The 25,883-nt window shown below is 44.6% G+C and carries 26 protein-coding genes; 19 read left to right on the forward strand and 7 right to left on the reverse strand.

The window, feature by feature from the left end; translation table 11 throughout:
• Positions 1–174 precede the first annotated feature (174 nt).
• Positions 175–1,272 carry an extracellular solute-binding protein gene (locus tag ACLD71_RS07510; RefSeq protein WP_373681417.1) on the forward strand — a complete coding sequence of 366 codons (1,098 nt, stop codon included), beginning with the start codon at positions 175–177 and terminating at the stop codon, positions 1,270–1,272.
• A gap of 65 nt (positions 1,273–1,337) precedes the next feature.
• Here ACLD71_RS07510 and pckA read toward each other — a convergent pair whose 3' ends face one another.
• The 3 genes from pckA to hslR form a co-directional block, all read right to left on the reverse strand.
• Entirely contained in the window at positions 1,338–2,963 is a 1,626-nt protein-coding gene (gene pckA / locus ACLD71_RS07515; protein ID WP_137674848.1) for a phosphoenolpyruvate carboxykinase (ATP), read from the reverse strand.
• Positions 2,964–3,142: 179 nt separating this feature from the next.
• Entirely contained in the window at positions 3,143–4,024 is an 882-nt protein-coding gene (gene hslO, locus ACLD71_RS07520) for an Hsp33 family molecular chaperone HslO (RefSeq protein WP_411993908.1), read from the reverse strand.
• Positions 4,025–4,036: 12 nt separating this feature from the next.
• Positions 4,037–4,432 carry a ribosome-associated heat shock protein Hsp15 gene (gene hslR / locus ACLD71_RS07525; RefSeq protein WP_137674846.1) on the reverse strand — a complete coding sequence of 132 codons (396 nt, stop codon included), beginning with the start codon at positions 4,430–4,432 and terminating at the stop codon, positions 4,037–4,039.
• 318 nt (positions 4,433–4,750) lie between these two features.
• Here hslR and gspC point away from each other — a divergent pair, with 318 nt between their 5' ends.
• From gspC to ACLD71_RS07585, 12 genes are all read left to right on the forward strand, one after another.
• On the forward strand, positions 4,751–5,575 hold the full coding sequence (gspC, locus tag ACLD71_RS07530) for a type II secretion system protein GspC (RefSeq protein ID WP_411993910.1): 825 nt from the start codon (positions 4,751–4,753) through the stop codon (positions 5,573–5,575).
• A 19-nt stretch (positions 5,576–5,594) separates the two neighbouring features.
• Positions 5,595–7,706 carry a type II secretion system secretin GspD gene (gspD, locus tag ACLD71_RS07535; protein WP_411993912.1) on the forward strand — a complete coding sequence of 704 codons (2,112 nt, stop codon included), beginning with the start codon at positions 5,595–5,597 and terminating at the stop codon, positions 7,704–7,706.
• Between the two features lie 65 nt (positions 7,707–7,771).
• Positions 7,772–9,244, forward strand: a complete 1,473-nt coding sequence (gene gspE, locus ACLD71_RS07540) for a type II secretion system ATPase GspE (RefSeq protein WP_161985205.1) — start codon at positions 7,772–7,774, stop codon at positions 9,242–9,244.
• Between the two features lie 8 nt (positions 9,245–9,252).
• Positions 9,253–10,470 carry a type II secretion system inner membrane protein GspF gene (gspF, locus tag ACLD71_RS07545; RefSeq protein WP_137674842.1) on the forward strand — a complete coding sequence of 406 codons (1,218 nt, stop codon included), beginning with the start codon at positions 9,253–9,255 and terminating at the stop codon, positions 10,468–10,470.
• Positions 10,471–10,498: 28 nt separating this feature from the next.
• Entirely contained in the window at positions 10,499–10,939 is a 441-nt protein-coding gene (gene gspG, locus ACLD71_RS07550) for a type II secretion system major pseudopilin GspG (RefSeq protein ID WP_303553875.1), read from the forward strand.
• A gap of 1 nt (position 10,940) precedes the next feature.
• Positions 10,941–11,534 carry a type II secretion system minor pseudopilin GspH gene (gspH, locus tag ACLD71_RS07555; protein ID WP_303516302.1) on the forward strand — a complete coding sequence of 198 codons (594 nt, stop codon included), beginning with the start codon at positions 10,941–10,943 and terminating at the stop codon, positions 11,532–11,534.
• Complete coding sequence (gspI, locus tag ACLD71_RS07560) at positions 11,527–11,889, forward strand: type II secretion system minor pseudopilin GspI (protein ID WP_137674839.1); 363 nt, start codon at positions 11,527–11,529, stop codon at positions 11,887–11,889. The genes gspH and gspI overlap by 8 nt, the downstream gene beginning before the upstream one ends.
• Positions 11,889–12,608: a type II secretion system minor pseudopilin GspJ gene (gspJ, locus tag ACLD71_RS07565; RefSeq protein WP_411993916.1), complete on the forward strand. Its 720-nt coding sequence runs from the start codon at positions 11,889–11,891 to the stop codon at positions 12,606–12,608. Before gspI ends, gspJ begins: the two co-directional genes overlap by 1 nt.
• The gene (gene gspK, locus ACLD71_RS07570; protein WP_137674837.1) at positions 12,608–13,597 is read left to right on the forward strand and encodes a type II secretion system minor pseudopilin GspK; all 990 of its coding nucleotides are present in this window, start codon (positions 12,608–12,610) and stop codon (positions 13,595–13,597) included. The genes gspJ and gspK overlap by 1 nt, the downstream gene beginning before the upstream one ends.
• Positions 13,594–14,796 carry a type II secretion system protein GspL gene (gspL, locus tag ACLD71_RS07575; RefSeq protein ID WP_411993918.1) on the forward strand — a complete coding sequence of 401 codons (1,203 nt, stop codon included), beginning with the start codon at positions 13,594–13,596 and terminating at the stop codon, positions 14,794–14,796. Before gspK ends, gspL begins: the two co-directional genes overlap by 4 nt.
• The gene (gene gspM / locus ACLD71_RS07580) at positions 14,793–15,263 is read left to right on the forward strand and encodes a type II secretion system protein GspM (protein ID WP_137674835.1); all 471 of its coding nucleotides are present in this window, start codon (positions 14,793–14,795) and stop codon (positions 15,261–15,263) included. The genes gspL and gspM overlap by 4 nt, the downstream gene beginning before the upstream one ends.
• Positions 15,260–16,015, forward strand: coding sequence for a type II secretion system protein N (locus tag ACLD71_RS07585; RefSeq protein WP_411993920.1), 756 nt, complete (start codon positions 15,260–15,262; stop codon positions 16,013–16,015). The genes gspM and ACLD71_RS07585 overlap by 4 nt, the downstream gene beginning before the upstream one ends.
• A 36-nt stretch (positions 16,016–16,051) precedes the next feature.
• Here the strand turns inward: ACLD71_RS07585 and yrfG are convergent, their stop codons facing one another.
• Positions 16,052–16,714, reverse strand: coding sequence for a GMP/IMP nucleotidase (gene yrfG, locus ACLD71_RS07590; RefSeq protein WP_137674833.1), 663 nt, complete (start codon positions 16,712–16,714; stop codon positions 16,052–16,054).
• 75 nt (positions 16,715–16,789) lie between these two features.
• Here yrfG and nudE point away from each other — a divergent pair, with 75 nt between their 5' ends.
• The 3 genes from nudE (at position 16,790) to ACLD71_RS07605 (ending at position 18,717) form a co-directional block, all read left to right on the forward strand.
• On the forward strand, positions 16,790–17,353 hold the full coding sequence (gene nudE / locus ACLD71_RS07595; RefSeq protein WP_137674832.1) for an ADP compounds hydrolase NudE: 564 nt from the start codon (positions 16,790–16,792) through the stop codon (positions 17,351–17,353).
• Between the two features lie 4 nt (positions 17,354–17,357).
• On the forward strand, positions 17,358–18,173 hold the full coding sequence (gene cysQ, locus ACLD71_RS07600) for a 3'(2'),5'-bisphosphate nucleotidase CysQ (RefSeq protein ID WP_411993923.1): 816 nt from the start codon (positions 17,358–17,360) through the stop codon (positions 18,171–18,173).
• A gap of 136 nt (positions 18,174–18,309) precedes the next feature.
• Entirely contained in the window at positions 18,310–18,717 is a 408-nt protein-coding gene (locus ACLD71_RS07605; protein ID WP_137674830.1) for a c-type cytochrome, read from the forward strand.
• A gap of 91 nt (positions 18,718–18,808) precedes the next feature.
• Here ACLD71_RS07605 and ylqF read toward each other — a convergent pair whose 3' ends face one another.
• Positions 18,809–19,753: a ribosome biogenesis GTPase YlqF gene (ylqF, locus tag ACLD71_RS07610; protein WP_411993925.1), complete on the reverse strand. Its 945-nt coding sequence runs from the start codon at positions 19,751–19,753 to the stop codon at positions 18,809–18,811.
• A gap of 232 nt (positions 19,754–19,985) precedes the next feature.
• Between ylqF and ACLD71_RS07615 the strand changes: the two genes are divergently transcribed.
• The 3 genes from ACLD71_RS07615 to ACLD71_RS07625 all read left to right on the forward strand — a co-directional run bounded on the left by ACLD71_RS07615 (position 19,986) and on the right by ACLD71_RS07625 (position 23,013).
• Complete coding sequence (locus ACLD71_RS07615) at positions 19,986–20,684, forward strand: hypothetical protein (protein ID WP_411993927.1); 699 nt, start codon at positions 19,986–19,988, stop codon at positions 20,682–20,684.
• Positions 20,685–20,812: 128 nt separating this feature from the next.
• A complete protein-coding gene (locus ACLD71_RS07620; RefSeq protein ID WP_137674827.1) occupies positions 20,813–21,937 on the forward strand; it encodes a M14-type cytosolic carboxypeptidase in 1,125 nt (374 codons plus the stop codon).
• Positions 21,938–22,242: 305 nt separating this feature from the next.
• The gene (locus ACLD71_RS07625; RefSeq protein ID WP_137674826.1) at positions 22,243–23,013 is read left to right on the forward strand and encodes a PEP-CTERM sorting domain-containing protein; all 771 of its coding nucleotides are present in this window, start codon (positions 22,243–22,245) and stop codon (positions 23,011–23,013) included.
• Positions 23,014–23,066: 53 nt separating this feature from the next.
• Here the strand turns inward: ACLD71_RS07625 and gltS are convergent, their stop codons facing one another.
• Positions 23,067–24,290 (reverse strand): sodium/glutamate symporter, encoded by a 1,224-nt coding sequence (gene gltS / locus ACLD71_RS07630; protein WP_137674856.1) that lies wholly within the window; start codon positions 24,288–24,290, stop codon positions 23,067–23,069.
• Between the two features lie 198 nt (positions 24,291–24,488).
• Positions 24,489–25,838 carry a glutathione-disulfide reductase gene (gorA, locus tag ACLD71_RS07635; RefSeq protein ID WP_411993930.1) on the reverse strand — a complete coding sequence of 450 codons (1,350 nt, stop codon included), beginning with the start codon at positions 25,836–25,838 and terminating at the stop codon, positions 24,489–24,491.
• Positions 25,839–25,883 lie beyond the last annotated feature (45 nt).

Below are 25,883 nucleotides of genomic sequence, written 5' to 3' on the forward strand. Positions count from 1 at the left end.
TAATTGTTAGCCAGCTAGCACTTGGGTTTCAATTAATTACCCGTTACTATCGCGCTCAGTTTCTTTACTGAGCAAAATCGAGTGTTTTGTCAGTGATAAAACATCATCTGCACTAAACTAATAAATAGATAACCACAGTGATTTAAGTATCACGCCATAATGAGGATTGCATGAGTGAATAGAATAAACATGCTGCTAGTTAGCCTATTAGCTTTGGCCACCAGCGGAGTAATAGCTCAAGAAGAGAAAGTACTAAATGTTTACAATTGGACTGAGTACATTGCTGAAGACACTATCGCCGAGTTTGAAAAAGAAACTGGTATTAAGGTGGTTTACGATGTATTTGATTCCAACGAAGTATTAGAAGCCAAGTTGCTATCGGGCAGCACCGGTTTTGATATTGTTTCACCATCGCATGACTTTTACGGTCGCCAAATTACGGCGGGGGTTTATCAAAAACTAGACCGCAGCAAGTTAAGCAACTGGGATAATTTAGATCCTAAACTACTGGCCACACTAGAAAGTTTTGACCCAGGTAATCAATACGGTATTCCTTATATGTGGGGGACTACGGGTATTGGTTACAATGTAAATAAAGTAAAAGAGATTTTAGGTGAAGATGCCGACCTTAATTCTTGGTCGTTAGTCTTTGACCCAGAGAACGCCGCTAAACTTAGCCAGTGTGGTATTGCTTTCTTGGATGCACCTAGCGAAGTTGTGGCCGCGATGCTTAATTACATGGACAAAGATCCAAACAGTGCTAAGCAGAGTGATTACAAAGGCGAGATTGAAACGCTGATGGAGCAACTTCGCCCTAGCATTCGCTACTTCCATAGTTCGCAATACATTAATGATTTAGCCAGCGGCGACATTTGTGTGGCGATTGGTTGGTCTGGTGATGTGCTAATGGCCGGTGACCGCGCTGCTGAGGCCGACAACGGCGTAGAGCTTGAGTACATTATTCCTAAAGAAGGTGCTGGCGTGTGGTTTGATATGTTTGCCATTCCAAAAGATGCTAAACACCCAGAGAACGCTCACGCTTTTATTAACTATGTATTGCGCCCAGAAGTGATTGCTAAGGTGACCGACTTTGTTTGGTACGCTAACCCAAATACTAAAGCTACTGCCTTAATTGACCCTGAGATTGCCGCTCACCAAGGGATTTACCCTAGTGAAGAAGCCTCTGAGCATTTATATGGTTTTGTGGCTGTGCCACCAAAAGTAGAGCGTACTCGTACGCGTTTATGGACCAAGTTTAAATCTGGCCGTTAAGTTTTAGTGATGTGTAAGTATAAAAAAACCAGCCCTTAGGCTGGTTTTTTTATTGCAGGAAGTACTTAGTCTAGCTGAGGGCCGGCAGCAACTAGTGCTTTACCTTCGGCGTTATCAGTGTACTTATCGAAGTTATTGATAAAGCGTTGGGCTAGGTCGTCTGCTTTGCTTTGCCATTGCAGAGGATCTTGGTAAGTATCACGAGGATCCAAAATCTCTGTATCTGCGCCGGGTAGGCTAGTAGGGATTTCCAAATTAAATACCGGCAATTGTTTAGTTTCTTGCTGCTCGATAGAGCCGTCAAGAATGGCGTCAATAATTGCGCGAGTGTCTTGAATGGAAATACGTTTGCCTGTGCCGTTCCAACCCGTATTCACTAGGTAAGCTTCTGCGCCGGCTGCTTCCATGCGTTTTACTAGTACTTCTGCATACTTAGTAGGGTGCAAGGTAAGGAAGGCCGCACCAAAACATGCTGAGAAAGTAGGTGTTGGCTCGGTAATGCCACGCTCAGTACCTGCTAGTTTGGCGGTAAAGCCAGACAAGAAGTGGTACTTAGTTTGCTCAGGCGTTAGCTTAGCAACGGGCGGTAATACGCCAAAGGCATCAGCAGTTAAGAAGATCACTTTTTTAGCATGACCCGCTTTGGAAACAGGCTTAACAATGTTCTCAATGTGATTGATAGGGTAAGACACCCGAGTATTCTCGGTTTTAGACCCATCATCGTAGTTCACACTACCATCATTGCGAACGGTAACGTTTTCTAACAATGCGTCACGTTTAATAGCATTGTAAATGTCAGGCTCAGCTTCTTTGCTTAGTTTAATGGTTTTAGCGTAACAACCCCCTTCAAAGTTAAATACGCCTTCGTCATCCCAGCCGTGCTCATCATCACCAATCAGCTCGCGCTTAGGATCGGTAGACAGGGTTGTTTTACCAGTACCAGATAAACCAAAGAAGATAGCGGTGTCACCGTCTTTGCCAACGTTGGCAGAACAATGCATTGACGCCATGCCATTTAAAGGAAGGTAGTAGTTCATCATGGCGAACATACCTTTCTTCATTTCGCCGCCGTACCAGGTACCACCAATCACTTGCATTTTTTCGGTCATGTTGAAAACGGTAAAGTTTTCTGAATTCAGACCCTGTTCTTTCCACTTCTTGTTGGTAGTTTTAGAACCGTTCATTACTACAAAGTCAGGCTCATAGTCTTCTAACTCTGCGGCAGTAGGACGAATGAACATGTTGGTAACAAAGTGAGCTTGCCAAGCAACTTCAACAATAAAGCGTACTTTTAAGCGAGTATCAGGGTTAGCACCACAAAAGGTGTCTACCACAAATAAACGTTTGCCAGAGAGTTGATCAGTAACGGTTTTTTTAAGGTCGGCCCAAACCGAAGGATCAATGGGTTTATTGTCGTTCTTGGCTTGTTCAGAGGTCCACCACATGCTGTCGCGGGTGGAATCATCAAGCACAATGTATTTATCTTTTGGGGAACGCCCAGTAAAAATCCCGGTATCAACGGCAACGGCACCTGATTCGGTGACAATTCCACGTTCGTAGCCGGTGAGTTCAGGGCGAGTTTCTTCCTTGAAGAGTTGTTGGTATGAGGGGTTGTACACCACGTCCGACACGTCTTTGATGCCGTATTGAGCCAGGTCGATAACCTGATCTTTTTCTGCAACGTCAAGCATAGCAGTCTCCTGTAGGTAGAGAGGTAAGATTTAATTTTATATTTTTATTGGTGTTGGCTTCGATTCTATCCCTTTAGTGGTACCAAAAAGAGAGGGTCGTCAAATTACCAGCACTTTTCTTATGGTTATTAGAGTTGTATCTAGGAAATGCGATTGACACCGCATTTCCTGAGGTCAGTTTAATGAATTTTGGCAGGGTTTGTCGATATATTGCGCGTGAAAATGTTTTCAACGTCGGCTTCGTTAAATTTATAGTCATGTCCACAGTAGTCACAATGCATCGAAATATGGCCGCGTTCATGGCAAATTTCGAGCAATTCTTTGTGGTCGATGTTACTTAATGCTGTTTCACAGCGCTCTTTTGAGCAGCTGCATTTAAATATCACATCTTGTGGTTCATATACACGTACCTGATGTTCGTGGTAGAGGCGATATAGCAATTGCTCGGCGTCTAATTCAAAACTTTCTTGGGCAGTAGTGGTTTCACTGAGGGTTTTAATTAACTCAAAGTGTTCTGTGTCTTCATCTTTGCTAGCTGGCAGCGCTTGCAGGAATAAGCCACTGGCGTGTGGGCGGCCATCATACATGCCGGTAAATAACCAAATGCGGGTATTTAACTGCTCTGATTGCTGAAAGTAACTTTCGATACTGGCCGCAACACCTTGTGGGTCAATTTCTACAATGCCTTGGTAACGTTCGCCCTTAGCTGGGGTAATCGTAATGACAATATGGCCATTGCCCACTAAGTCGATAAAGCTAATTTGTGGGTCGATGTTATCGCTGTAACGCGCTACGCCACGCATCTCTTGTTGGTCGGTACCGCTTACTGCAAGCACACTTAGCGGACCATCGCCTTGCAGTTGCACGGTAATGTCGCCTTCAAACTTAAGTGTGGCGGTCAATAAGCAAGTTGCCGCGAGTAACTCACCTAGTAGGTTCTGGATTGGTGCTGGGTAGTTTTGTTGTTCGACGATTTCTTGGTAGCTTTGCTGCAACTGCACGAGTTCGCCACGTAGATTGTAATCTTCGAATAAGTAACGATTGAGTATGTCTTGCTTCATGTTTAGGCCTGACTATTGTTGTTTAAACTGAATGATCTTCCGACGCTGTTTTTTATCAGGTCGACGTTCTGGGCTAGTATTCTGCGCCATGAGTTTTCGTTGCATTGCAAATTGTTCGCGTTTTTTAACGCTGTCTTCGGTTTCTAGGTAAAGTAATTGTGCTTGTGGCGCGGGGCCTCGTTTGTCACTGAGTTGCTGCACTAGCACTTCTATTTGTTGCTGGCCTTGCCATAAAGTTATGGTTGCGCCAACTTCTACGCTGCGGCTGGGTTTACAACGTTGCTGGTTATAGTGCACTTTGCCACCCATCACCATGTCGCGTGCAAGTCCTCGGGTTTTGTAAAATCGAGCCGCCCATAACCACTTGTCAATGCGCGGTTGTTGCTTGTTAGAGTTTTGTGAATTCATGCTAAGTCTTAGCTGGCTTATATATTATCTATTAAATTATATCAGTTTTATGCGGGCTAGCTATGTCTTGGATTAGTGCGTTATCCAGCAGAAAACTGATAAAAGTGCAATTAAATGCAAAATTTACACTTGCAGCACTTGTTCTACGCATAACTCCCTTTAGAATGAAGAACCCTCTAAATGAGGCGGTTTGCCATAGTTTTTTCATAAGGATGATCGAGAATCGGTTAACGATGACAGATGTATTATAACGAATAAATGGATATTAACTCTTTTTCAACTCAGTTTGCTCGATACGTTCCTTCTCAAAAGAGCAGCGTGTTTATCACATTATTATTGATGTGTTTAGCCGCTTATCAGTTGGCTTCAATTACGTGGTTATTAGTGCCAACTAAATCTCAACCTTTTCGCTGGGTTCCGCAGCCAGTTGATACGGTTAGCACTCAGTCTAAAGTTGATCTGGACAGCTTAACTAAGCAGCATTTGTTTGGTGAATACCAAGCAAAGAAAACGGTTAAGAAGGTGGTTACGCCGTCTTCCAATGACGCACCTAAAACTTCATTAAAACTTACCCTTTCTGGATTGGTGGCGAGTAGCGACCAATCAAAAGCTTTAGCGATTGTAGAGCACAAAGGCAAACAGCAAACCTATGGCATCGAAGAGTCAATAAAAGGGACTCAGGCTGTCATAAAAGAGATCCAAACCGACCGTATTATATTGTTGCACCGTGGTGTCTATGAGAGTTTGTTACTTGATCCTGAAATCAAACGATCGCAAGCCCGTGCAAATGCAAATAATGCCAAGCGCAACACCCGTAAACCTAGCGATGAGACTGCCAAGGTTGATGTGAAAGAAGTATTAAAAGACCCTTCTAAATTAACCGATTACATTCGTATTTCGCCGGTTCGTAAAGATGGTGCCTTAAGCGGTTACCGGGTTAATCCTGGTAAAAATGCTGCCTTATTTAAACAAGTGGGTTTAAAAGCTAATGATTTAGCGGTTGCCCTTAATGGATATGACCTGCGTGATAACGCGCAAGCAATGCAAGTGATGCAAGAAATGGCCGAGTTAACGGATATTACGGTAACCGTAGAACGTAACGGCCAGTTGCAGGATGTGTTGTTCAGCCTGCCAGATGAATAGTACCGGAGATTTATTTAACATGAAGTTGCAAGCATTACGCTTTGTTCGCCGCAGCCTTGTTGGCCTAATTGGATTAGGTCTTTGCGGAATGGTGAGTGCCACCGAGTATTCGGCAAATTTTAAAGGCGCAGATATTAGTGAGTTCATCACCACGGTTGGGCGTAATCTCAATAAAACCATTATTGTCGACCCGGCGGTGCGCGGTAAGGTTAACGTTCGCAGTTACGACTTACTTACCGAAGATCAGTACTATCAATTTTTCTTAAGTGTTTTAGATGTTTACGGCTTCGCGGTGATTGACATGCCTAATGGTGTCACCAAAGTCGTTCGTGCTAAAGACGCTAAGGCTGGCGCGATTCCGGTTGTTGATCGAGACGATCAAGCGATTGGCGATGAAATGGTGACACGTGTTGTTGCGGTTAAAAATGTATCGGTACGAGAACTCGCTCCGTTATTACGTCAGCTAAACGATAACGCTGGTGGCGGTAACGTAGTGCATTATGACCCTTCCAACGTGATTATGCTTACCGGTCGTGCTGCAGTAGTGAATCGCTTGGTGGAAATTATTCGTCGAGTGGATAAAGCTGGTGACCAAGAAGTTGATATTATTCGCCTTAAGTTCGCCTCAGCCGGTGAGCTTGTGCGAATTATTGAATCATTAACCGCGAGTACTGGCGGCAAAGGCGCAGCAGCAAGTTTGCTGATTCCTAAGGTTGTCGCCGATGAGCGTACAAACAGTATTGTTGTTTCAGGTGAGCCAAGTGCCCGCGCCCGTATCGTCCGTTTAGTCGCTAAGTTAGATAGCGAGTTAGAAACCTACGGCAATACACGGGTGTTTTATCTGAAATATGCCAAAGCCGCCGACCTTGTGGACGTACTAAAAGGTGTGAGTGAAACTGTGGCTGCAGAAGCCGCTGGTGGTGGCAAAAAAGCCAACAGTAGTAGCTCGCGCGGCAATTTCTCCATTGAAGCGCATGAAGACACCAATACCTTGGTGATTACCGCTCAACCTGACAACATGCGTACTTTGGAAGGCGTAATTAATCAGCTTGATATTCGCCGCGCCCAAGTCAACGTTGAAGCGATTATTGTTGAAGTGGCCGAAGGCGACGGTATTAGCCTTGGTGTACAGTGGGCGACTAAAGCTGGTGGTACTCAATTTAACGATGCTGGTGTATCAATCAGTGAAATTGGTGCCGGTATCTACGATGCCCAACCCACAGAAGGTACAACCATTATTAGTGGTTCTGGTGACAACCAAAACACCACTATTAACCCTGATACTCCCGGAGATATCTCTGGTTTAGCCAGCGCATTGGCTAAAATCTCTGGCGCAGCCTTTGGCTTCTATGGCGCAGATTGGGGGGTATTAGTTCAAGCGGCAGCTAACGACTCGCGTTCTAACTTACTAGCAACGCCGTCTATTACCACTTTGGATAACAAAGAGGCCTTCTTTACTGTAGGTGAAGAAGTACCAGTACTAACCGGTTCAGCGTCAAGCAGCAGTAACGACAATCCTTTCACTACGGTTGACCGAAAAGAAGTGGGTATCAAACTAAAAGTAACCCCACAAATTAACGAAGGTAATGCGGTTCAACTTACCATTGAGCAGGAAGTCTCAAAGGTACAGGGTCAAACTTCAGTAGACGTTGTATTTGCTAAACGCCAATTACAAACCACAGTGTTAGTAGACAGCGGCGATACGATTGTTTTAGGTGGCTTGTTAGACGACCAAATTGAAGAGAGTGAATCAAAGGTACCACTATTGGGTGACATTCCAGTATTAGGACACTTGTTCCGTTCAACTAACTCAAAGAAAGTTAAACGTAACTTAATGATTTTCATTCGCCCAACCATCATTCGTGACTCTGTAACGATGCAAAATATTAGCTCGCGCAAGTACAGCCAAATTCGCGCTCAGCAGTTATTGCGTGAAGAGCTAGGTGTAGCGCTAATGCCAGAAACCAAAGTACCGGTATTACCAGAGTTCAATTCAACTGACGATGTGTCTCCTGAAGTACAAGAATACATCGACTTTTTGAAAGAAAAGAATGAGCGCTTAAAGAAAGAAGAAGCCGATAAAGCCGCTAAAGAGGCTGAAGCAAACAAAGAGCAAGTGAGTGCCGAGTAATGGACTTAGATGCTGAGCTAAATGTATTAGAAGATGAGAAAGCGCTAGTGTCAGACACCCCGCATATGGAGGGTGTTGAAGGCTGGCAGCTGCCTTATGTATTTGCTAAGTCTTACGGTGTAATGCTTGAGAAACAACAAGATGCTTGGCGGGTTTATCATAATTCTAAGGTTGAGCTTGAAGCTTTGCTGGAGATCCGCCGAGTATTAAAGCAAGAGTTTGCCTGTGAAGCCTTGTCTGATGATGATTTTGAACAGCGCCTTACCGAAGGTTATCAACGAGACTCTTCGCAAGCGCGTCAGTTAATGGAAGATATCGGCAACGATATGGACTTTTATACCTTGGCGGAAGAGCTACCAGAAAACGAAGACTTGCTAGAAACTGAAGACGACGCGCCAATCATTAAATTGATTAACGCGATGTTAGCCGAAGCGATTAAAGAAGGGGCCAGTGATATTCACATTGAAACCTTTGAAGCGGCTTTAGTGATTCGATTCCGTATCGATGGTGTATTACGAGAAATTTTGCGCCCTCATCGTAAACTAGCGGCTTTGTTGGTTTCTCGTATCAAAGTAATGGCGCGATTAGACATTGCTGAAAAACGGGTGCCGCAAGATGGCCGTATTTCTTTACGTATTGCTGGTCGCGCTGTTGATGTACGTGTATCCACGATGCCATCGAGCCATGGCGAGCGCGTAGTTCTGCGTTTATTAGACAAGAATAACTCGCGACTGAAATTGGAAAGCTTAGGTTTAGCCGAGAACTACCGCGATATTATTAGCGATTTATTGAAAAAACCGCACGGCATTATTTTGGTTACTGGGCCTACTGGTTCCGGTAAAAGTACTACTTTGTACGCTGGCCTCAACGATATTAATACCAAAGACCGCAATATTCTTACCGTAGAAGATCCGGTTGAATTTAACATTGAGGGTATTGGTCAAACTCAGGTAAATACTAAAGTTGATATGACCTTTGCACGTGGCTTACGCGCTATTTTGCGTCAAGATCCCGATGTGGTAATGATTGGTGAAATTCGAGATTTAGAAACCGCGCAAATTGCTGTACAAGCCAGTTTAACGGGTCACTTGGTATTATCGACGCTTCACACCAATACCGCGATTGGGTCGGTGACCCGCTTACGCGATATGGGTGTAGAGCCGTTCTTGTTGTCTTCTAGTTTGTTAGCTGTATTAGCCCAGCGCTTAGTGCGAACCTTATGCCGTGATTGCTGTGAAGCTCATGTGGTGAGTGAGCATGAGCATCAGCTGCTAGGCATTGCTAAAGATGCCACGGTATATCGTCCAGTGGGTTGTGAAAGTTGTAACAATACCGGCTATCGTGGTCGAACCGGTATTCATGAGCTGTTGCCCGTCACAGACGATGTTCGTGACATGATTCACTCGGGCAGTAGTGAACAAGAAATTGAAAATGCAGTGCGTTCATCTTGTCCTAGTATCCGCCAAGATGGGGTAAACAAGGTATTGAAGGGCATTACTAGTCTTGAAGAAGTATTGCGTGTTACCCGCGAAGGATAGTTAAAGTAATGCCAGCATTTGAGTATCAAGCCTTTAACCCAAAAGGCAAAAAGTCTACTGGCGTTCATGAGGCCGACACCGCGCGTCAAGTGCGGTCTTACTTACGTGAACAGGGGCTCACTCCTCTTAAAATTGAGCCCGTGGCAGAAAAAGCCAAAAAAGAGAGTAGTGGATTTCGTTTTAAGAGCAAAGTTAGCACCTCAGATTTGGCGCTGCTTACTCGCCAATTAGCTACCCTTGTTGCCGCAGCAATGCCTATTGAAGAATCGTTGAAAGCGGTAGGGCAGCAATGTGAAAAGCCCAAACTTAAAAGCATTATTTTAGGGGTTCGCTCAAAAGTTGTGGAAGGTTACAGCTTGGCCGACAGTATGGCTGAGTTTCCCGATGTATTTGAAAAACTCTATTGCGCCATGGTGGCCGCGGGCGAAAAGTCGGGTCACTTAGACAAGGTACTTGATCGCTTAGCCGACTATACCGAGCAACGACAAGCCATGCGCATGAAAACCATGCAAGCGCTCATTTACCCTGCGGTACTCACCTTTGTATGTTTAGCGGTCATCGCCATCTTACTCGTGTCAGTTGTACCAAAAGTGGTGGCTCAGTTTGAACACATGGGGCAAGAGTTACCCAATGCCACTAAGTTCCTCATTTACGTTAGTGAATTGGTGAGTGACTACGGTTTGGTGTTTGTTTTGGGCAGCATGTTTGCCATGGTTGTGTGGCAGCGAATGCTGCAAAAAGACAAAGTACGCATGAAATGGCATCAGCGTATTTTAGGCATGCCAGTTGTGGGTAAAGTTAGCAAAGGTTTAAACACCGCGCGTTTTGCTCGTACTTTAAGTATTCTAAATGCCAGTGCAGTACCGTTGTTAGAAGGTATGGGCATTGCGGGCGAAGTACTGACTAACGATCATGCGCGTGCTCAAGTATTAGACGCAGCTTCTAAAGTTCGAGAGGGCAGTAGCTTGCACTCATCCTTAGAGGCCACCAAATTGTTTCCACCGATGATGTTACATATGATCGCCAGTGGTGAGCGTTCTGGCGAGTTAGAGGGTATGTTGGAGCGTGCTGCCGACAACCAAGACCGTCAGTTTGAAATGCAAGTAAACATAGCATTAGGGATATTCGAGCCTGCCTTGATTGTTACCATGGCAGGTATCGTGCTATTTATCGTAATGGCAATTTTATTGCCAATTTTGGAACTCAATAACATGGTTGGGCTATAGGCTTAACTGGTATTTCGGAGTAAGAACAATGCAAAAATCGATGCACACACAAGCAACTAGCAAAGGTTTCACCTTGCTGGAAGTGATGGTGGTGATTGTTATTTTGGGTATTTTAGCGGGGTTGGTGGTACCAAACCTACTGGGTAATAAAGAAAAAGCTGATATTCAAAAAGCCAAAACCGATATCATCGCCTTGGAAAACGCCCTCGACATGTATCGTTTAGATAATTCACGTTACCCAACGACCGATCAAGGCCTAGATGCTTTGGTTAGTAAACCAAGCTCGAGCCCAGAGCCGCGCAATTATCCTGAAGACGGCTACTTACGTCGTTTGCAAAAAGACCCATGGGGTAACGACTACATTCTTATCAGCCCGGGTGAAAAAGGCCGCATCGACATCTTTAGTGCGGGTTTTGATGGTGAAGAAGGCACTGCCGATGATATTGGCAACTGGAATTTAGACCAGTAAATTGCTCAAGTCTCACTTAAGTCTACGCTCACGCCAGCAAGGTTTTACCTTGCTGGAAGTGATTTTAGTATTGCTGTTAATGTCGATAGGGATTTACTCGGTCGTCATGTCAGTGTCAGGTTCAAGTGAGCAAAAAATAGTAGAGCAACAAGCCAAGCGTTTAGCTGCCTTGGTGCAATACGCGCAAGAGCAAGCCTTGCTCACCGGTTATGATTACGGCATTTATAGCGATGCTGAGCGTTACCAATTTGTGCGTATGGAGAAACAACGTTGGATAAAACTCGACGACAGAATTTTTAAAGAGAAAGTATTTGAACAACCTTACTTTCTCGAGCTAAGCCTTGAAGATGCCGAGCTAGAAGAGCAAGGCTATGGCAGTGGTAGTTTAGGCTTTGAAGAAGGTGATTTGTTTGAAAAAGACTTTATCACCGAAGAAGTTAAACAAAGCATTGTTCCACAAGTGTTGCTGTTAAGCAGTGGCGAAGTCACTCCCTTTAAGCTGATATTTGCTTACGAAGACAGCCAAAATCGCTGGCAAGTAAGTAGTGACGATCTTGGTCAGCTTACCATTGAAAGGGACGATGAAGATGAATAAGCAGCGCGGTATGACGCTGCTTGAAGTAATGGTGGCGCTGGCGGTGTTAGCCATTGCGGGCACCGCTGTAATGAAAAGTGCTTCAGAGAATTTACGCAGCCTCAGTTATATTCAAGAAAAAACCTTTGCCCTATGGATAGCCGACAACCAAATGGCTGAACTTAAACTCAGTAATACTTGGCCTGGTACCTCTAGCCGCAAAGGCACTACCACATTTGCCGATACCGAATGGCAGTGGCGTTCGCAAGGCGTAGCAACGAGTGATCCCAATTTTGTGGCGGTCACCATTTCGGTCTATCGCAATGCCGAAGAAAAAGCCGCTTTGGCCGAAATCACCAGCTATGTGAGCCGCTAATGAAGCAACGCGGTTTTACCTTATTAGAAATGCTGGTAGCGATAGTTATTTTTGCTTTGCTTACCATGGCTGCGTATCAGGTACTGCAAGGTGTTATGCGTAGTGATGAAATCTCCCAAAAACACGGTGAACGTTTACGCGAAGTGCAACGCGCTATGTTTTTAATGCAACGTGATTTTACCCAACTCGCACCACGTTCAGCGCGTGATGAAACAGAAGAACAGCGCCCCTTAATCATGTCTGAAAAGTACTTACTGGAAAGCGATGACATGGGCATTGAAATGATGGTGCTCGGCTGGCGCAATCCGCAATCAGTGATTCGCCGTTCACAGCTGCAGCGGGTTGCTTACCTCGTGAAAGACGAGAAATTGATTAAGCGTTTTTATGCTCATCCTGATGCGGTGGTAGGTTACGAACCACGTGAAATGGTGATTCTGAATGACGTGGAAGAGCTGAGTTTTCGTTTTCATGGTTCTAGTGGTTGGAGCGACCAAGTCTCAGACAGTAATCAATTACCACGCGCCATAGAAGTAAAACTCACTCACAAAGATTTTGGCGAATTGCGCCGAGTGTTTTTAAGCCCTGAAGGCAGCCGAGCGCCCGTGGCTAGCCAAGCGCAAGAAGATGCAAACAATAATACCAACCAAGGTGATAGTAGCGATAGCGGTAATAGTGGCAGTAATAACTCTGGCAGCCAGCCTGATCCGGATGCTTCATAATGGTTAACTTGCCTCGCTCTCTTCAGCGTCAACACGGCGTAGCCTTGCTTACTGTGATGCTTATTTTGGCTGTTATGGTTGTAGTAGCAGCACAGTTTAGTCAGCGTTTACAACTCGATTTAGCCCGCGCCAATAATTTGCAGCATTCGTTACGCGCCAATTGGTTATTGTCTGGTGCTGAGGCCTTTGCGATTAAAGTGATTAAACAAGATTTGGAAGATGACGATCGTGTGCACCTTGGTCAATACTGGGCAACCGAGGGCATGGTTTTTCCACTAGAAGACTCTATTATCAAAGGCCGTATTCTAGATATGCAGGCCTGCTTTAACTTGAATGCCTTAGGCCAACCAAATAAGCGCGATGGTCAGCCGCCTAAAGTTGCCGATCAATTTACCGGTTTGTTAGTGGCCTTAGGGGTTGATGCCTATACCGCAGAGCAAATTACTGACGCGACTCGAGATTGGATTGATGCCGATACTATTCCTTTGCCACAAGGTGCAGAGGATGGGGTGTACGAAGGCTTAAATCCAGGCTATCTGCCGGCGAATATGCCAATGGCAGATCGCAGTGAGTTTAGAGCGGTTTATGGGGTTACTGCTAGCATCTACCGCAAAGCAAAGCCGTTTATCTGCGCATTACCCGAAACCAGTTTGGCGGTTAACGTGAATACTATTGCGGTTGACCAGCCCCAGTTATTAGAAGCACTGTTTTATCCTGATCTGGATAACACTGGTGCACAGCAGGTCTTGAATGACCGTCCCGATGAAGGGTATCGTTTGTTGGATGAGATGATGACTCACCCAGCGTTAGCCGGTATTCCTTTAACTCAAGCGGGTTTACAACAAACGCTTGCGTTGCGCTCTAACTATTTTAAAGCGCAGCTGTTAGTAGAAAATGAACAAGGACAAGCACAAATGACTAGCGTTATTCAGCGCAGTGGCACTTCTGACCTTAAAATGATCCGCAGAAGTTTTGGAGACGAACTGTGAACGAACAACTCATTATTCGCCTACCCAGCACTGGCAAAGAAGTCATTAATTGGATGGTATGGTCTGACAACGAGCAAGAGGTTATTGCCGCTGGTGAGTTAGCGGGCAGTGCCGAACTGGAAGTATTGCAAGACAAAGCCGAACATCGCCGAGTGATTGTATTGGTACCCACCAGTGATGTAAGCCACCATCAGTTAGAGTTACCAAAAACTGCGCAGCGTTCATGGCAGCAAGTCGCTCCTTTTATGCTAGAAGAGCAACTCGCCCAAGACCCAGATAGTTTACATATTTGCTTATTAGATAAAGGCAAAGAGACTATTGATGTGGCGTGTGTGGGCCATCAGCAGATGGACAGCTGGCAGGATATGTTAGAAACCGCGGGTATTTACAGCCAAACCTGGTGTGTCGAGGGTTACTGTTTACCCGAGCCTGAAGAAGGCCAAGCGTCAGCGCTGCAAATAAACCAACAATGGTTGTTTCGTTTTAGCGATGGTCGAGCCATGAGCATTGACCAAGCGTGGTTAAGTGTTGCACTTCCTTTGTTAGCCAAACAATATCCAGAATTAGTGGTTCAGCATTACAGCCCATCACCGAAGATAGATGTTGAAGGCATTGAGTGGCAAGCTCGTGCGCCAGAGTTAGCCATGAAATTGCTGGCCGACGGCGCTAAAAAAGCCAAGTTTAATTTGTTACAAGGCCAATATGCTAGTGCTAACCCACTGACTAAAATTTGGTTACAGTGGCGTAAAGTCGCCATTGCTGCCGGGGTGTGCTTTGCATTAGCACTCACTTATCAGGTAGTTGATACCTATAAAACAGAACAGCAAATTGCCGAGGTAGATAGCAATATTCGCACGGTGTATAAAAAAGTATTTCCTGAAGTATCGCGGATTCGCGATAGTCGAATCCGTAGTGATTTTCGAAAAGCATTAGCCGGAATTGGCCAAGCGCCAGAACAAGATTTCTTGATGATGATGGTGCACCTTGCGTCTGCCATGGATAAAAATACAGGATTCCAACCGGTTAGCCTGCGCTTCGATCAGAAAAAAGGTGAAATTCGTCTGCAAGCAGAAGCCAAAAATTTCCAGAGTTTTGAACAATTTAGGCAAGCTGTTCAGCCCTTTGAAACCGAGCAAGGTACGCTAAGCAATAAAGCGGGTGCGGTAGTTGGCACCGTGGTAATAAGGAAAGCGTCATGAAGCAGTGGTGGCAAAGCTTAAATAAGCGAGAGCAGAACTTAGTGATGGCTGCCGCCGCGGTGGTGGCCTTAGCGATACTGTACTGGGGCATTTGGTCGCCGATTGCTAATGCGAATGAAACCGCCAAGCAGCGATTGCTTAATCAGCAGCAAACCTTGATATGGGCGCAGCAGCAGGGTGAGTTAATTATTGCTAGTGGCCCATCGCAAAAAAATGCTGGTAAGGTGAATGTTAGCCAGTCAGTAAGCAGTAGCGCACGCCAACAACGTATTACCATTAGCCGAATTCAGCCTAAAGGCGATGAAGTGGAAGTATGGATTGAAAACGTGCCGTTTAACCAATTAATGACTTGGCTAAAAATGCTGAGTCAGCGCTATGGCATAGTGGTTGAAAACGTAGATTTAGATGAAGGCAAAGAGCCAGGCATTGTAGGTGTGCGTAGGTTACGTTTAGGTAAAGCAGAATGAAGAAGTACATTGGTGTAGCACTGTTATTAGTTGCCGTTTACCTTGTGAGTTTGGTGGCTACCACGCCACTAAGTGTTGCACTTAATTATTTACCTATACCAAAGCAGCTAAAGTTAAATCATCCAAGCGGCTCAGTTTGGCAAGGTGAGTTATTGAGTGTAGACACGCCTAACCTTACCTTACATGACGTGAGTTGGAGCTTTAAACCAGCATCTTTATTGTTAGGCCGATTGGCGGTAGATATTAAGCTAGGAAAAGGGCAACAATTGCAGGGCCAAGGCCAAGCAGGTTTGAATTTTTCGGGTTGGTTTTTGAAAGATTGGCAGCTTGAAGCGCCGGCTAGCTGGGTTGTTGAGCAAGTACCTATGCCCTTACCGATTTCGGTTGAAGGCGATATTCAACTCGCATTGGCCGGCGCTAGCCAAGGCAGCCCCTGGTGTGAACAGCTACAAGGGCAGTTAATGTGGTTAGGCCCGCTAGTGGGAACACCACTGGGCGAACTGGATTTAGATAATGCCAAGGCAGATTTAAGCTGTAATGAAGGCCAACCAAGCATAGCGCTAAAACACAGTGATAAACAATTAGAGTTAGAGTTACTGGCTTCGGTTGGTCAACCTAATTGGCTTGCCGAAGGTAAGATAAAAGCTGGGGCAGACATGCCAAGTAGCTTAAGTAACAACCTTAAGTATATTGGCCGACCTGATCCGCAAGGGTTCTATCGCTTTAAACAGCAAGGCCGCTTGCCGCGATAAACCGACCAACGCTAGCGACTCCGCTAGCTTTTTTATTTATCCCAACAGCTCTTTAGTGAAGTGATGGTAATCATCAATGGAAGGGTAATGAGTAAACTCTTTGCTGGCTTGTTTTGAATCGGGGTTACGAATACCCAACAAATACTTAATGCCAAATAGATGCGCTTGCTCTAGTACATGTTCATTGTCGTCAATAAACAAGGTGCGCTCGGGGTCAAAGGGATGATGCTCAATTAAGGCCTGCCATAGCTTCGGGTCCTCTTTGGGGAAACCAAACTGATGAGTACTAAACAAGGTATCTAAATATTGGTTTAGCCCAGTTACTTTTATCTTTGTTGCCAAACCATCGGGATGGCAATTGGTTAGTAACACCCGGTTTTTACCCGCAACGGCGAGCGCTTCAAGAAAGGGTTTAACGTCGTCTCGCCATTGAATTTTATGCTCTACCTCGGTTTTTAGATGTCGAATATCGATATTGGTTTTGTTGCTCCAATAGTCAAAACAGTACCAATCTAAGGTGCCCGATACGGTTTCATAATCTGCAAATAAACGCTCGCGCGCTTCATCTAAACTTAAGCCATTTTGATGAGCAAAAGAGATGGGAAGATAATGCATCCAGAAGTAATTATCGTAATGCAAATCTAGCAGCGTGCCATCCATATCCAATAAAACGGTGTCGATTTTAGTCCAGTCAAACATTCTTGGTCTCTAGTCCTTGAGTGCTTCTAACAGCAATGTAACAATGACAATAACTTAATGATAGCAGGAAGATAGATGAGCAAGCATCATCCGCCTCGATTATTAGACAGCGCCATAGCTGCCGAAAGTCGCTTCTTCAAAATTGAAGAGTTACATCTGGAGTTCAGTAATGGCGAAAAAAGAATTTATGAACGTTTAGTTGGATCAGGCCAAGGCGCGGTTATGATTTTGCCGATCACTGAGCAAAATGAACTGCTGCTTATTAGCGAATATGCCGCCGGAACAGAACGTTATGAACTAGGCTTTGCTAAAGGCTTGGTAGATCGTGGCGAAACCGCCCTTGAAGCTGCTAACCGCGAGCTGCAAGAAGAAATTGGATTTAAGGCCAATAGCTTGCAGTTGCTTACCGAGTTGTCGGTAGCACCCGGTTACTTTTCTAGCCATATGTCGGTGTTTGTTGCCCAAGGTTTAGAGCCCAGCGTACTAGAAGGCGATGAGCCCGAACCGCTTGAGGTTATTAAGGTTCCCTTAAACCAAATAGACAGTTTATATGCCCGCAAAGAGTTTTCTGAAGCCCGCAGTGTTGCGTCATTGTTGCTATTAGAGAAATGGTTAACGCAGAACAAAGTGAGAAAGTAATAGGATGTTTGACCCTGCTAGTGTGTTACCTGAGGTAATTGAAATAGCCCGCGGTGCTGGCGAGATTATTCGTAATATTTACGAAAAAGGCGATTTTGTTAGTGAGACTAAAGACGACGCTACACCAGTAACGTCGGCAGATTACGCAGCCCACCATTTTATTATGGATGCCTTAACCGCGCTCACGCCTGACATTCCCATTTTATCTGAAGAACAAGCCGATATAAGCTTGGCTGAACGTGAAGGTTGGACGACTTATTGGCTGGTCGACCCTTTGGATGGCACTCAAGAGTTTGTCTCTGGTAGCGGTGATTTCGCCACTGAAATTGCGTTGGTGGACAATAATCAACCGGTACTTGGGGTAGTTTATGGGCCTATCGTACAAATTCTTTACGCGGCCGTTAAAGGGCATGGCGCATTTAAAGAGCAAAATGGCGTACGCAGCGCTATTCAGAGCCGTCACTATCCTGAGAAGCCAGAACATATTCGAGTGGCGACTAGCCGAGTACAACGTCCCGCTTTATTGCAAGCCATATTAAACTGTAATTATCATTACAAACTTTACCCATTGGGGAGTGCTAGCTTAAAAAGCTGCATGGTGGCGGAAGGGGCAGCTGATTGTTACATTAGGGTTGGACCAACAGGGGAATGGGATACGGGTGCTCCACAGATTATTTTACAAGAAGCTGGCGGTACTTTGCTCGATTTACATCTGCGTGAATTAAGCTATAACCAGCGGGAGTCTTTAGAAAACCCCAATTTTATCTCATTGGGCGATCCGCATTTACCGTGGCGCGATATTCTAAAAAATCCTAGCTAACTAACAACTCGGATACATCAATCTAATATTCGTTTTTACAATGGTTTAACCTCAAGGTAATAGCGGGTATAATTTTGCCAATAATGACAAGGATGCCTAATACTGCGGTCAGTAGGCACGACGAGGAGAGATAAGGGTGAAGCTTTTGAACTGGAAAACACTGGTACTATCTATTTGCTTAACAATTGTGCCTAACGCGTTTGCGGCAGACATGTCTGACGAAGCCATTGCTGAGCGTATTAAGCCAGTGGGTGAAGTTTACCTAGATGGTGAATTAGACGTCGCCAAAGCGCCAGCAGCTTCAAGTGGCCCACGTGATGGTGAAACGGTTTACAATACATTCTGTACTGCTTGTCATAGTACTGGCGCGGCAGGCGCACCTAAGAAAGGAGACAGCGCAGCTTGGGCTCCGCGTATTGCTCAAGGTGAGCAAACCTTGTTTGACCACGCCTGGAAAGGCTTTAACGCTATGCCAGCAAAAGGGACTTGTGGCGATTGTAGCGAAGACGAAATTAAAGAAGTTATTGCTTACATGATTAAGTAAGTATTTGGCTTTATAGAAAAACACCACGCCTTTGCGTGGTGTTTTTAGTTGCGGGCTAGCAAAACTCGTTCACTCAATACTTACTCAAGGTTTAACTGTTTTTACGACGGCGCTGGCGTTTTTTAGTTTTCTGTAACTCTTCCACCATTTTTTTACGCTCTTCTTTCTCAGCTACAACCTTAGCGGTTTCGACTTTCTCAATCGCAATCATCGCGGGGGTTTCTAAACTTATTCTTCCTATCGTTGCATCGCGTAATTCGTTGAGAATAATAGTGGCCACTTTTACATAATCAACGTGTCCACCACGCACTAAACAGCCGCGACGACGGCCTATTTCTTCCATCAAAACAACTTCTGAATCAGGCAATTCTTCAAGCTTGTAACGGGATTTTAGTTCTTCTGGGTAAGCTTGTAGCAAATACTCACAGGCAAAGGCTGCTACGTCATCGTAGTCCATAGCCGTATCTTTAACTGCGCCGGTAGTGGCTAAGCGGTAGCCGCTGGCGACATTATCAAACTTTGGCCACAAAATTCCAGGAGTATCGGATAAGATAATATTGCCTTCTAAACGGATCCGCTGTTGAGCTTTTGTCACCGCGGGCTCGTTACCGGTTTTAGCAATTTGTCGGCCGGCCAAGGCGTTAATTAAGGTGGATTTACCTACATTTGGTATACCACAGATCATGGTATGAATAGGTTTATCTACACCGCCCTTGTTAGGCAGCATACTGCGGCAAAGCGCTAACAAATCTTGAGTTTGATTACCTTGAATTGTACACAAAGGAATCGCCTTAACTCCTTGCTCTAGTTCAAAATATTCTTGCCATAAAGCGGTCACTTTAGGGTCGGCTAAGTCGCTTTTATTCAGTACCTTAATGCAGGGTTTATCACCACGTAAGGTGGCTACCAAAGGGTTTTCGCTACTGTAGGGGATCCGCGCATCCAATACCTCGATAATTAAATCGATTTTTGGCATCACTTCTTTAATCTGCTTTTGGGCTTTGTGCATATGCCCTGGATACCATTGAATGGCCATTTCATCCCCACTTATTGTGCTATTTGGCGCTCATTGTACTCACCATACGGGTAAAGTGTAGTGCTTTGTAGTGTGAGCAAACGATTTACATAAGCAATTACAGTGCATTTATTAAGCATATAGATGATTCTTACGGTAGAGTTCGCATCTAGCTGCTATGTTGATAGGGTTACAAAAATATTTAGTGATGACTTAATCACTAAATCAATACTTAGACAATCTTAGGGAAGAGATGATGTCTGCTCATGATATCGAGAGCAATATAGTGGCAGAGCCGCCTCAAATCACTGAAGCCAATGCTTCCAATCAACGAATGGGTCACTCAGGCGTGAGCCTACAGGCGCGCTACGAGCACCATAAATCACGCCATCAGTATTATAAAAAAGCCTATAAACATGTGCGTAAATACCGCTGGATAAGTGTCGGTTTAGCCATCGTAGCCTTTAGCGCTGTGTTTTTTCTTATCGCCTTATTACCTTCATATAATCAGCTAAAAGATGATTACGCAGACATGCACACCGATGCGCAAATTACTCAGGATCAAAATCGCCAGCTAAAAGATGCACTGCTGATTGAGCGCAGAAACAACTTTGACCTAAATAAAGAAAATCATCCCGAGTTACGCGTGTTTGCTTTTGATACCTTGATTGCTACCGATCAAGCTCAAATTCGTTCAGCTTTTTTTGAAGCATCTGACCATATTGGTAAGCATATGGAAGTTAGTTACCAATTGTTGGCCGAAGGGCCTATTGAGCAGTCATTAGCGATTGTATTGGTAGATCAAACAGGCCAGCAAGTGCATCAGCAAACCATCGATTTTGGCGAGCTACAGCTAAAAGAAGGCGAGTCGCGTACGGTAGAGAGCACGATGTCTTTAGCGAAAGACTTAGACGTACGTTACTTTAAGGTGATGGCCTTAAAAGAAGATTAAAGCGGTGTTTATCCTTGTTAGCGAAAGGAGCCTAAGGCTCCTTTTTTAATCCAACAAATTGTTGTTTAGCGACTTAGTTAAAGAGCTATACTGGCTGCATATCCATTTATTATTCTGGTGAGAATACAATGTACATTACAGATCGTTTTGATAGTGGCAATATTCGAGTGATTTCTTTAGAGGAACCGCAGGATATCCAGTTAGAAATAAAACATGACAATCAATCTGAGTTTTTCCAGTGGTTTCATTTTCGCTTTGAAGCGTCACTTGAGCAACATTATCGTTTTAGCATCACCAATGCAGGGAAATCTGCTTATGCTAAGGGTTGGAAAGACTATCAAGTAGTGGCTTCTTATGATCGAGAAGAATGGTTTAGGATTGATACTGGTTTTGATGGAGATCAGCTAAATTTCTCATTATTGTTAGAGCAACCCAGTGTGTATTTTGCTTACTTTGCCCCATATAGCTACGAGCGCCATCAAGACTTGTTACATACTATGCAACAAGATTATCGAGTAAGCCTTAATACGCTTGGACAAACCTTAGACGGGCGCGATATGAGCTTGCTTACCATTGGCGACCCTGAACAGGCCAAGCACAAAGTGTGGGTAATGGCGCGGCAGCATCCGGGTGAAACCATGGCAGAGTGGTTTGTGGAGGGCATGTTGGGTAACCTACTGGATCAAGACAACCCCCTGTCGATGAAGTTATTGGAAAATACCGTTTTCTACGTAGTACCAAATATGAATCCCGACGGTTCGGTACGCGGTCACTTACGTACCAACGCGGTAGGTACAAACTTAAACCGCGAATGGCAAAACCCTAGTATGGAACGCAGCCCAGAGGTGTACTTGGTACGCCAAAAAATGTTGGAAGTGGGCGGTGATGTATTTCTAGATATTCACGGAGATGAAGATCTCCCCTACAACTTTGTGGCAGGCTGTGAAGGGGTTCCCTCGTACGATGCCCGCCACAAACTCTTAGAAGATACTTTCAAGCACGCTTTTATGGCGATTTCACCTGATTTTCAAGACACTCATGGTTACGACAAAGACCAAGCTGGTCAAGCCAATTTAAGCATTGCTGCCGCTTGGTTAGGTGAGCAGTTTAAAACCTTGTCTTACACCATTGAAATGCCTTTTAAAGATAATGCAGATATGCCTGACGAAGCGTTTGGTTGGTCACCTGAACGTGCTATGCAACTAGGCTGCGATGTATTATTTCCGATTAAGCAGGCCTTAGAAAAGCTTTAACTAAGGTGGCACCAGTATTTGATTACAACGCTGGTGCCGCTGTCAGTTAGTTTTACAAATTGGCTCCAACAATAATCATAAAACTCTTCATCTTGTCCCGCCTATAGGCGCAAACAGCACTAAGGTTGTGAGGCACCTCCCATCTCTCGACAGGCTGCTTTGTCAATTATTTATACAATTTTTTGCTTATTGTTCGTAAACATAATTTGCCGATAATCATATACCTTTGAAATAAAGGATGATTTTCATCAAGGAATGGAATATGCAGGCTTTTTGAGCGACTAGGCAAGCGCATGGAGTGCTAAATGAGAATAATAAAAGCAAAATCAGTGTTGGCAGGAGTAGGGTTACTAATGGTAACCGCAACAGCATCAGCAACTATTATGTATGATCAGAACGTTACTGGAGATGTGATTTTTGGTAGTGGTAATGCTAATGGTGGATTTACCACTGATCGCCAAAATGGTATTGAACTAGGTTTAAGGGCCAAGCTCCGTTTTGATGACACTAACCAGCCGCAAAATGTGTTTAATAGTAACGGTGATGGAACCTATCAATTTGATAATATCCTCCCTCCTTCGGGCTTTAGTTATGCGCCCAATTCCCCATCAACAGCTATTTGGAACTTTGAGTGGTCGGTAAATAGCAACTTTGATGGTAGCGGTGGATTCTTAGATAACTTTTCTTACCTGCTTGAAATTGATTTTGATCCTAGTGCGGGTACTAATTTTATTGGCCTTGATCCAGTAAATGTACCAAGCTCCGACAATGCTTTAGGTAACAACAGTACGCCTAATGGCGGTGGCTTGGTTGATGAAGCCAACTACGGTTCTAATATTGGCGTGAATAACTTAGCGCAAAATTCTTGGAATATGGAATTTGCTCCTTTTGACTTTAACGCATTAGATGTTGGTATTTATGATTTTGTATTAAGTGCCTTTGACTCGCAACAACAGCTATTGGCCAGTACCTCAATTCAAGTAGTTAATGCCCGAGTACCTGAACCCCAAACCTGGATTCCCTTTAGCTTCGCACTGTTAGGTTTAGCTTGGTTAAGGCGCAGAGCTAAGCAATAGCAGCCAACTGGCTTTATCAAGAACGGCGCTTTCTGCGCCGTTTTTATTTAGTGTTAATTTAAAAAGCTAATGTAAGTCTGCAGTACAATTAAATTCACAATGTCGATAAAAAACGCCCCCACTATAGGTACCACCATAAAAGCGGGCGGCGAAGGCCCGTTTCTAGAGACTAATGCGCTCATGTTCATTACTGCTGTGGGAGTTGCCCCTAAACCAAATCCACAATGGCCACCTGCTATCACCGATGAATCGTAGTCTTTGCCCATTAATCTAAAGCTCACAAGACTGGCAAAGACCGCGATCATTAGGGTTTGGCATAGTAAGATGATGATAAGAGGCAGGGCCAAATCGAATATCTCCCATAACCTTAAACTCATCAAAGCCATGGATAAAAACAGTGACAGTGAAAGCGTACCTAATAGATCAACACATTCGTGGTTAATCTCGTAGCGTCCGCTAAGTTCGCAACTGTTAGCAATAATTACCCCAAAAAACAGCGCGTAAACAAAGTCTGGCATTTTTAGCCAGCTTAATGCGAGTTCTACTTCTAACTGCTTAGTAAATTTTGCTGCAACGACGCAAAGCAATAATAAAAATAACACTTCAATTACTGAAGTCGGGGTAACTAAGTCTTCCTCTTTACGGCTGTAGGTGACAATGTCTGGATGCTTTTTATGGTGATCTTTACCTTTTGAGAAAGGTGATTCCAAATTATGTTTGTTAATCAACCTCTGGCCAACCGGACCGCCAATTATCCCTCCCATTACTAGGCCAAAGGTGGCGGCTGCCATAGCAAACTCCAAGGTTTGAATATTGTATTCTTCAGCAAAAATTTGTGACCAGGCTGCGCCGGTTCCATGGCCACCAGACAAAGTGATAGAGCCGGCAAATAGTCCCATCATGGGCTCTAAACCTAAGGCGCTGGCGAGCATAACCCCAAGACCGTTTTGCAAAACGATATACAGTGAAGCTATACCTAAAAATACAAATACCTTTTTGCCGCCTTTCACTAATAACTTGTAGTTGGCTGCTAGCCCTACGGTGCTAAAGAACATCAGCATTAAGGTATCTTGTAAGGGCAGCGCAAAGGTGAGTTCAATACCACGGAATTTGAGTAGGGTGATAACAATGGCTACCACTAATCCGCCTACAATAGGCTCGGGTATGTTGTACTTTTTAAGTATTGCGACATAGTTGCAAATGATTCTGCCGATAAACAGCACTGTTAAGGCGATAAGGAATGATTCAAGCTCAGCAATCGCATACACCGTATCCATACTCATGAGATCCTAAGAACTAAAGAAGACTGATTTATTGAGTGTAGTTGGCGTTGAACTAAGCGTTAAAAATATAATGAAAACAAGGCTGTTTAATTTTGGCTTAGGAAGAGCTGGGAAGCTTAACTTGGGGCTGTTTAAGAGAGAAGTGAAAGAAAAAGCAACTAAACGGGTATCCATCTAGTTGCTTATATCTGACTAGCGTAGAGTTACAAACTCCTCGCCGCTAGTTGGATGAATGGCGACACAAGCATCGAAATCTGCCTTGGTTGCGCCCATCTTCATGGCAACGCCAAAACCTTGTAGGATTTCATCCATGCCTAAACCAATACCGTGCAAGCCAACTACTTTTTCATCTTCACCAGCACAGATAAGCTTCATTTTCGTCACTTGACGATGTTGAGTCACTGCGGTGTACATCGCGCCAAAGCTTGAGTTATACACTTTAACATTGGCTTCGCCATACTGCGCTATGGCCTCTGGCTCGGTTAGGCCAATGGTGCCGATGGCTGGGTGACTAAATACTACGGTAGGAATTAAGTCGTAATCCATTTTAGCGTTGGTTTGGCCATTAAATAGACGTTCAGATAATAAACGTCCTGCTTTAACCGCCACCGGCGTAAGCTCTACCTTACCGATATTGTCGCCAACCGCGTAAATACCTGGCGTTGAGGTATTTGAGTATTCGTCGACTTTAATGTAACCCCTGTCGTCGGTGTCTACACCAACGGCTTCTAAGTTGATGTTATCGTTGGCTGGCTCGCGGCCAATTGCCCAAATAACAGTGTCTACTTGTAGGCTAATTCCATTCTCAAAACTAACGACTAAACTGTCATCACTTTGTTTTTCAATGGCTTTGGGTGTGCTTTGTGTATGCAGAGTAGGGCCGTCTTCAGCCATGATCTCTACCAAGGTTTCACTTAGCATAGGGTCGAAGTTACGCAGAGGAGCGTGTTTACGTACCGCTAAATGCGTTTCACTACCTAGTGAATGTAATACACCGGCTAATTCTACTGCTATGTAACCTGCACCAATCACCAGCACACGTTTAGGTTGCTCGGTAAGTGCAAAGAATCCATCTGAATCTATGCCCAGTTCTGCGCCAGGAATATGTGGAATGCTTGGGCGACCACCGGTGGCGATAAGAATGTGCTTGGCACGGATTTGCTCGCCGTTTACCTCAACCGTATTCGCATCTACAAATTTTGCAAAGCCGTTTATTAAGGTAACGCCATTGTTGCCCAGAACACGGTCGTAAGAACCATGAATGCGCTTAATGTAGGCTTCGCGGCTGGCCACTAAGGTAGACCAATCAAATTTATTTACTTGTACATCAAAGCCATAATCTGGGGCGTAACGGTGAATTGCTTCAGCTACTTGGGCACCAAACCACATGGCTTTTTTAGGGACACAACCCACATTCACACAAGTGCCGCCAACATGGCGAGCTTCAACCAAGGCCACTTTCTGGCCATGCATAGATGCACGGTTCGCAGAGGCGATACCGCCGCTGCCTGCGCCGATGCATAGGTAGTCAAATTCTTTCATTAAGGTACTCCGTAAAGGGCCGAAAACTTGCAGCAGTATAGCCTG

The sequence above is a fragment of the Agarivorans sp. DSG3-1 genome (genome assembly GCF_046774965.1).
In the GTDB taxonomy this organism is placed as follows: Bacteria; Pseudomonadota; Gammaproteobacteria; order Enterobacterales; family Celerinatantimonadaceae; genus Agarivorans.

Excerpts from the sequence above, each read along its gene's own strand:
- pckA (WP_137674848.1), bottom strand. The coding sequence starts at position 2,963 with ATGCTTGACGTTGCAGAAAAAGATCAGGTTATCGACCTGGCTCAATAC.
- hslO (WP_411993908.1), bottom strand. The coding sequence starts at position 4,024 with ATGAAGCAAGACATACTCAATCGTTACTTATTCGAAGATTACAATCTA.
- hslR (WP_137674846.1), bottom strand. The coding sequence starts at position 4,432 with ATGAATTCACAAAACTCTAACAAGCAACAACCGCGCATTGACAAGTGG.
- gspD (WP_411993912.1), top strand. The coding sequence starts at position 5,595 with ATGAAGTTGCAAGCATTACGCTTTGTTCGCCGCAGCCTTGTTGGCCTA.
- gspE (WP_161985205.1), top strand. The coding sequence starts at position 7,772 with ATGGAGGGTGTTGAAGGCTGGCAGCTGCCTTATGTATTTGCTAAGTCT.
- gspF (WP_137674842.1), top strand. The coding sequence starts at position 9,253 with ATGCCAGCATTTGAGTATCAAGCCTTTAACCCAAAAGGCAAAAAGTCT.
- gspG (WP_303553875.1), top strand. The coding sequence starts at position 10,499 with ATGCAAAAATCGATGCACACACAAGCAACTAGCAAAGGTTTCACCTTG.
- gspI (WP_137674839.1), top strand. The coding sequence starts at position 11,527 with ATGAATAAGCAGCGCGGTATGACGCTGCTTGAAGTAATGGTGGCGCTG.
- gspJ (WP_411993916.1), top strand. The coding sequence starts at position 11,889 with ATGAAGCAACGCGGTTTTACCTTATTAGAAATGCTGGTAGCGATAGTT.
- gspK (WP_137674837.1), top strand. The coding sequence starts at position 12,608 with ATGGTTAACTTGCCTCGCTCTCTTCAGCGTCAACACGGCGTAGCCTTG.
- gspM (WP_137674835.1), top strand. The coding sequence starts at position 14,793 with ATGAAGCAGTGGTGGCAAAGCTTAAATAAGCGAGAGCAGAACTTAGTG.
- ACLD71_RS07585 (WP_411993920.1), top strand. The coding sequence starts at position 15,260 with ATGAAGAAGTACATTGGTGTAGCACTGTTATTAGTTGCCGTTTACCTT.
- yrfG (WP_137674833.1), bottom strand. The coding sequence starts at position 16,714 with ATGTTTGACTGGACTAAAATCGACACCGTTTTATTGGATATGGATGGC.
- nudE (WP_137674832.1), top strand. The coding sequence starts at position 16,790 with ATGAGCAAGCATCATCCGCCTCGATTATTAGACAGCGCCATAGCTGCC.
- cysQ (WP_411993923.1), top strand. The coding sequence starts at position 17,358 with ATGTTTGACCCTGCTAGTGTGTTACCTGAGGTAATTGAAATAGCCCGC.
- ylqF (WP_411993925.1), bottom strand. The coding sequence starts at position 19,753 with ATGGCCATTCAATGGTATCCAGGGCATATGCACAAAGCCCAAAAGCAG.
- ACLD71_RS07615 (WP_411993927.1), top strand. The coding sequence starts at position 19,986 with ATGATGTCTGCTCATGATATCGAGAGCAATATAGTGGCAGAGCCGCCT.
- ACLD71_RS07620 (WP_137674827.1), top strand. The coding sequence starts at position 20,813 with ATGTACATTACAGATCGTTTTGATAGTGGCAATATTCGAGTGATTTCT.
- ACLD71_RS07625 (WP_137674826.1), top strand. The coding sequence starts at position 22,243 with ATGAGAATAATAAAAGCAAAATCAGTGTTGGCAGGAGTAGGGTTACTA.
- gltS (WP_137674856.1), bottom strand. The coding sequence starts at position 24,290 with ATGGATACGGTGTATGCGATTGCTGAGCTTGAATCATTCCTTATCGCC.
- gorA (WP_411993930.1), bottom strand. The coding sequence starts at position 25,838 with ATGAAAGAATTTGACTACCTATGCATCGGCGCAGGCAGCGGCGGTATC.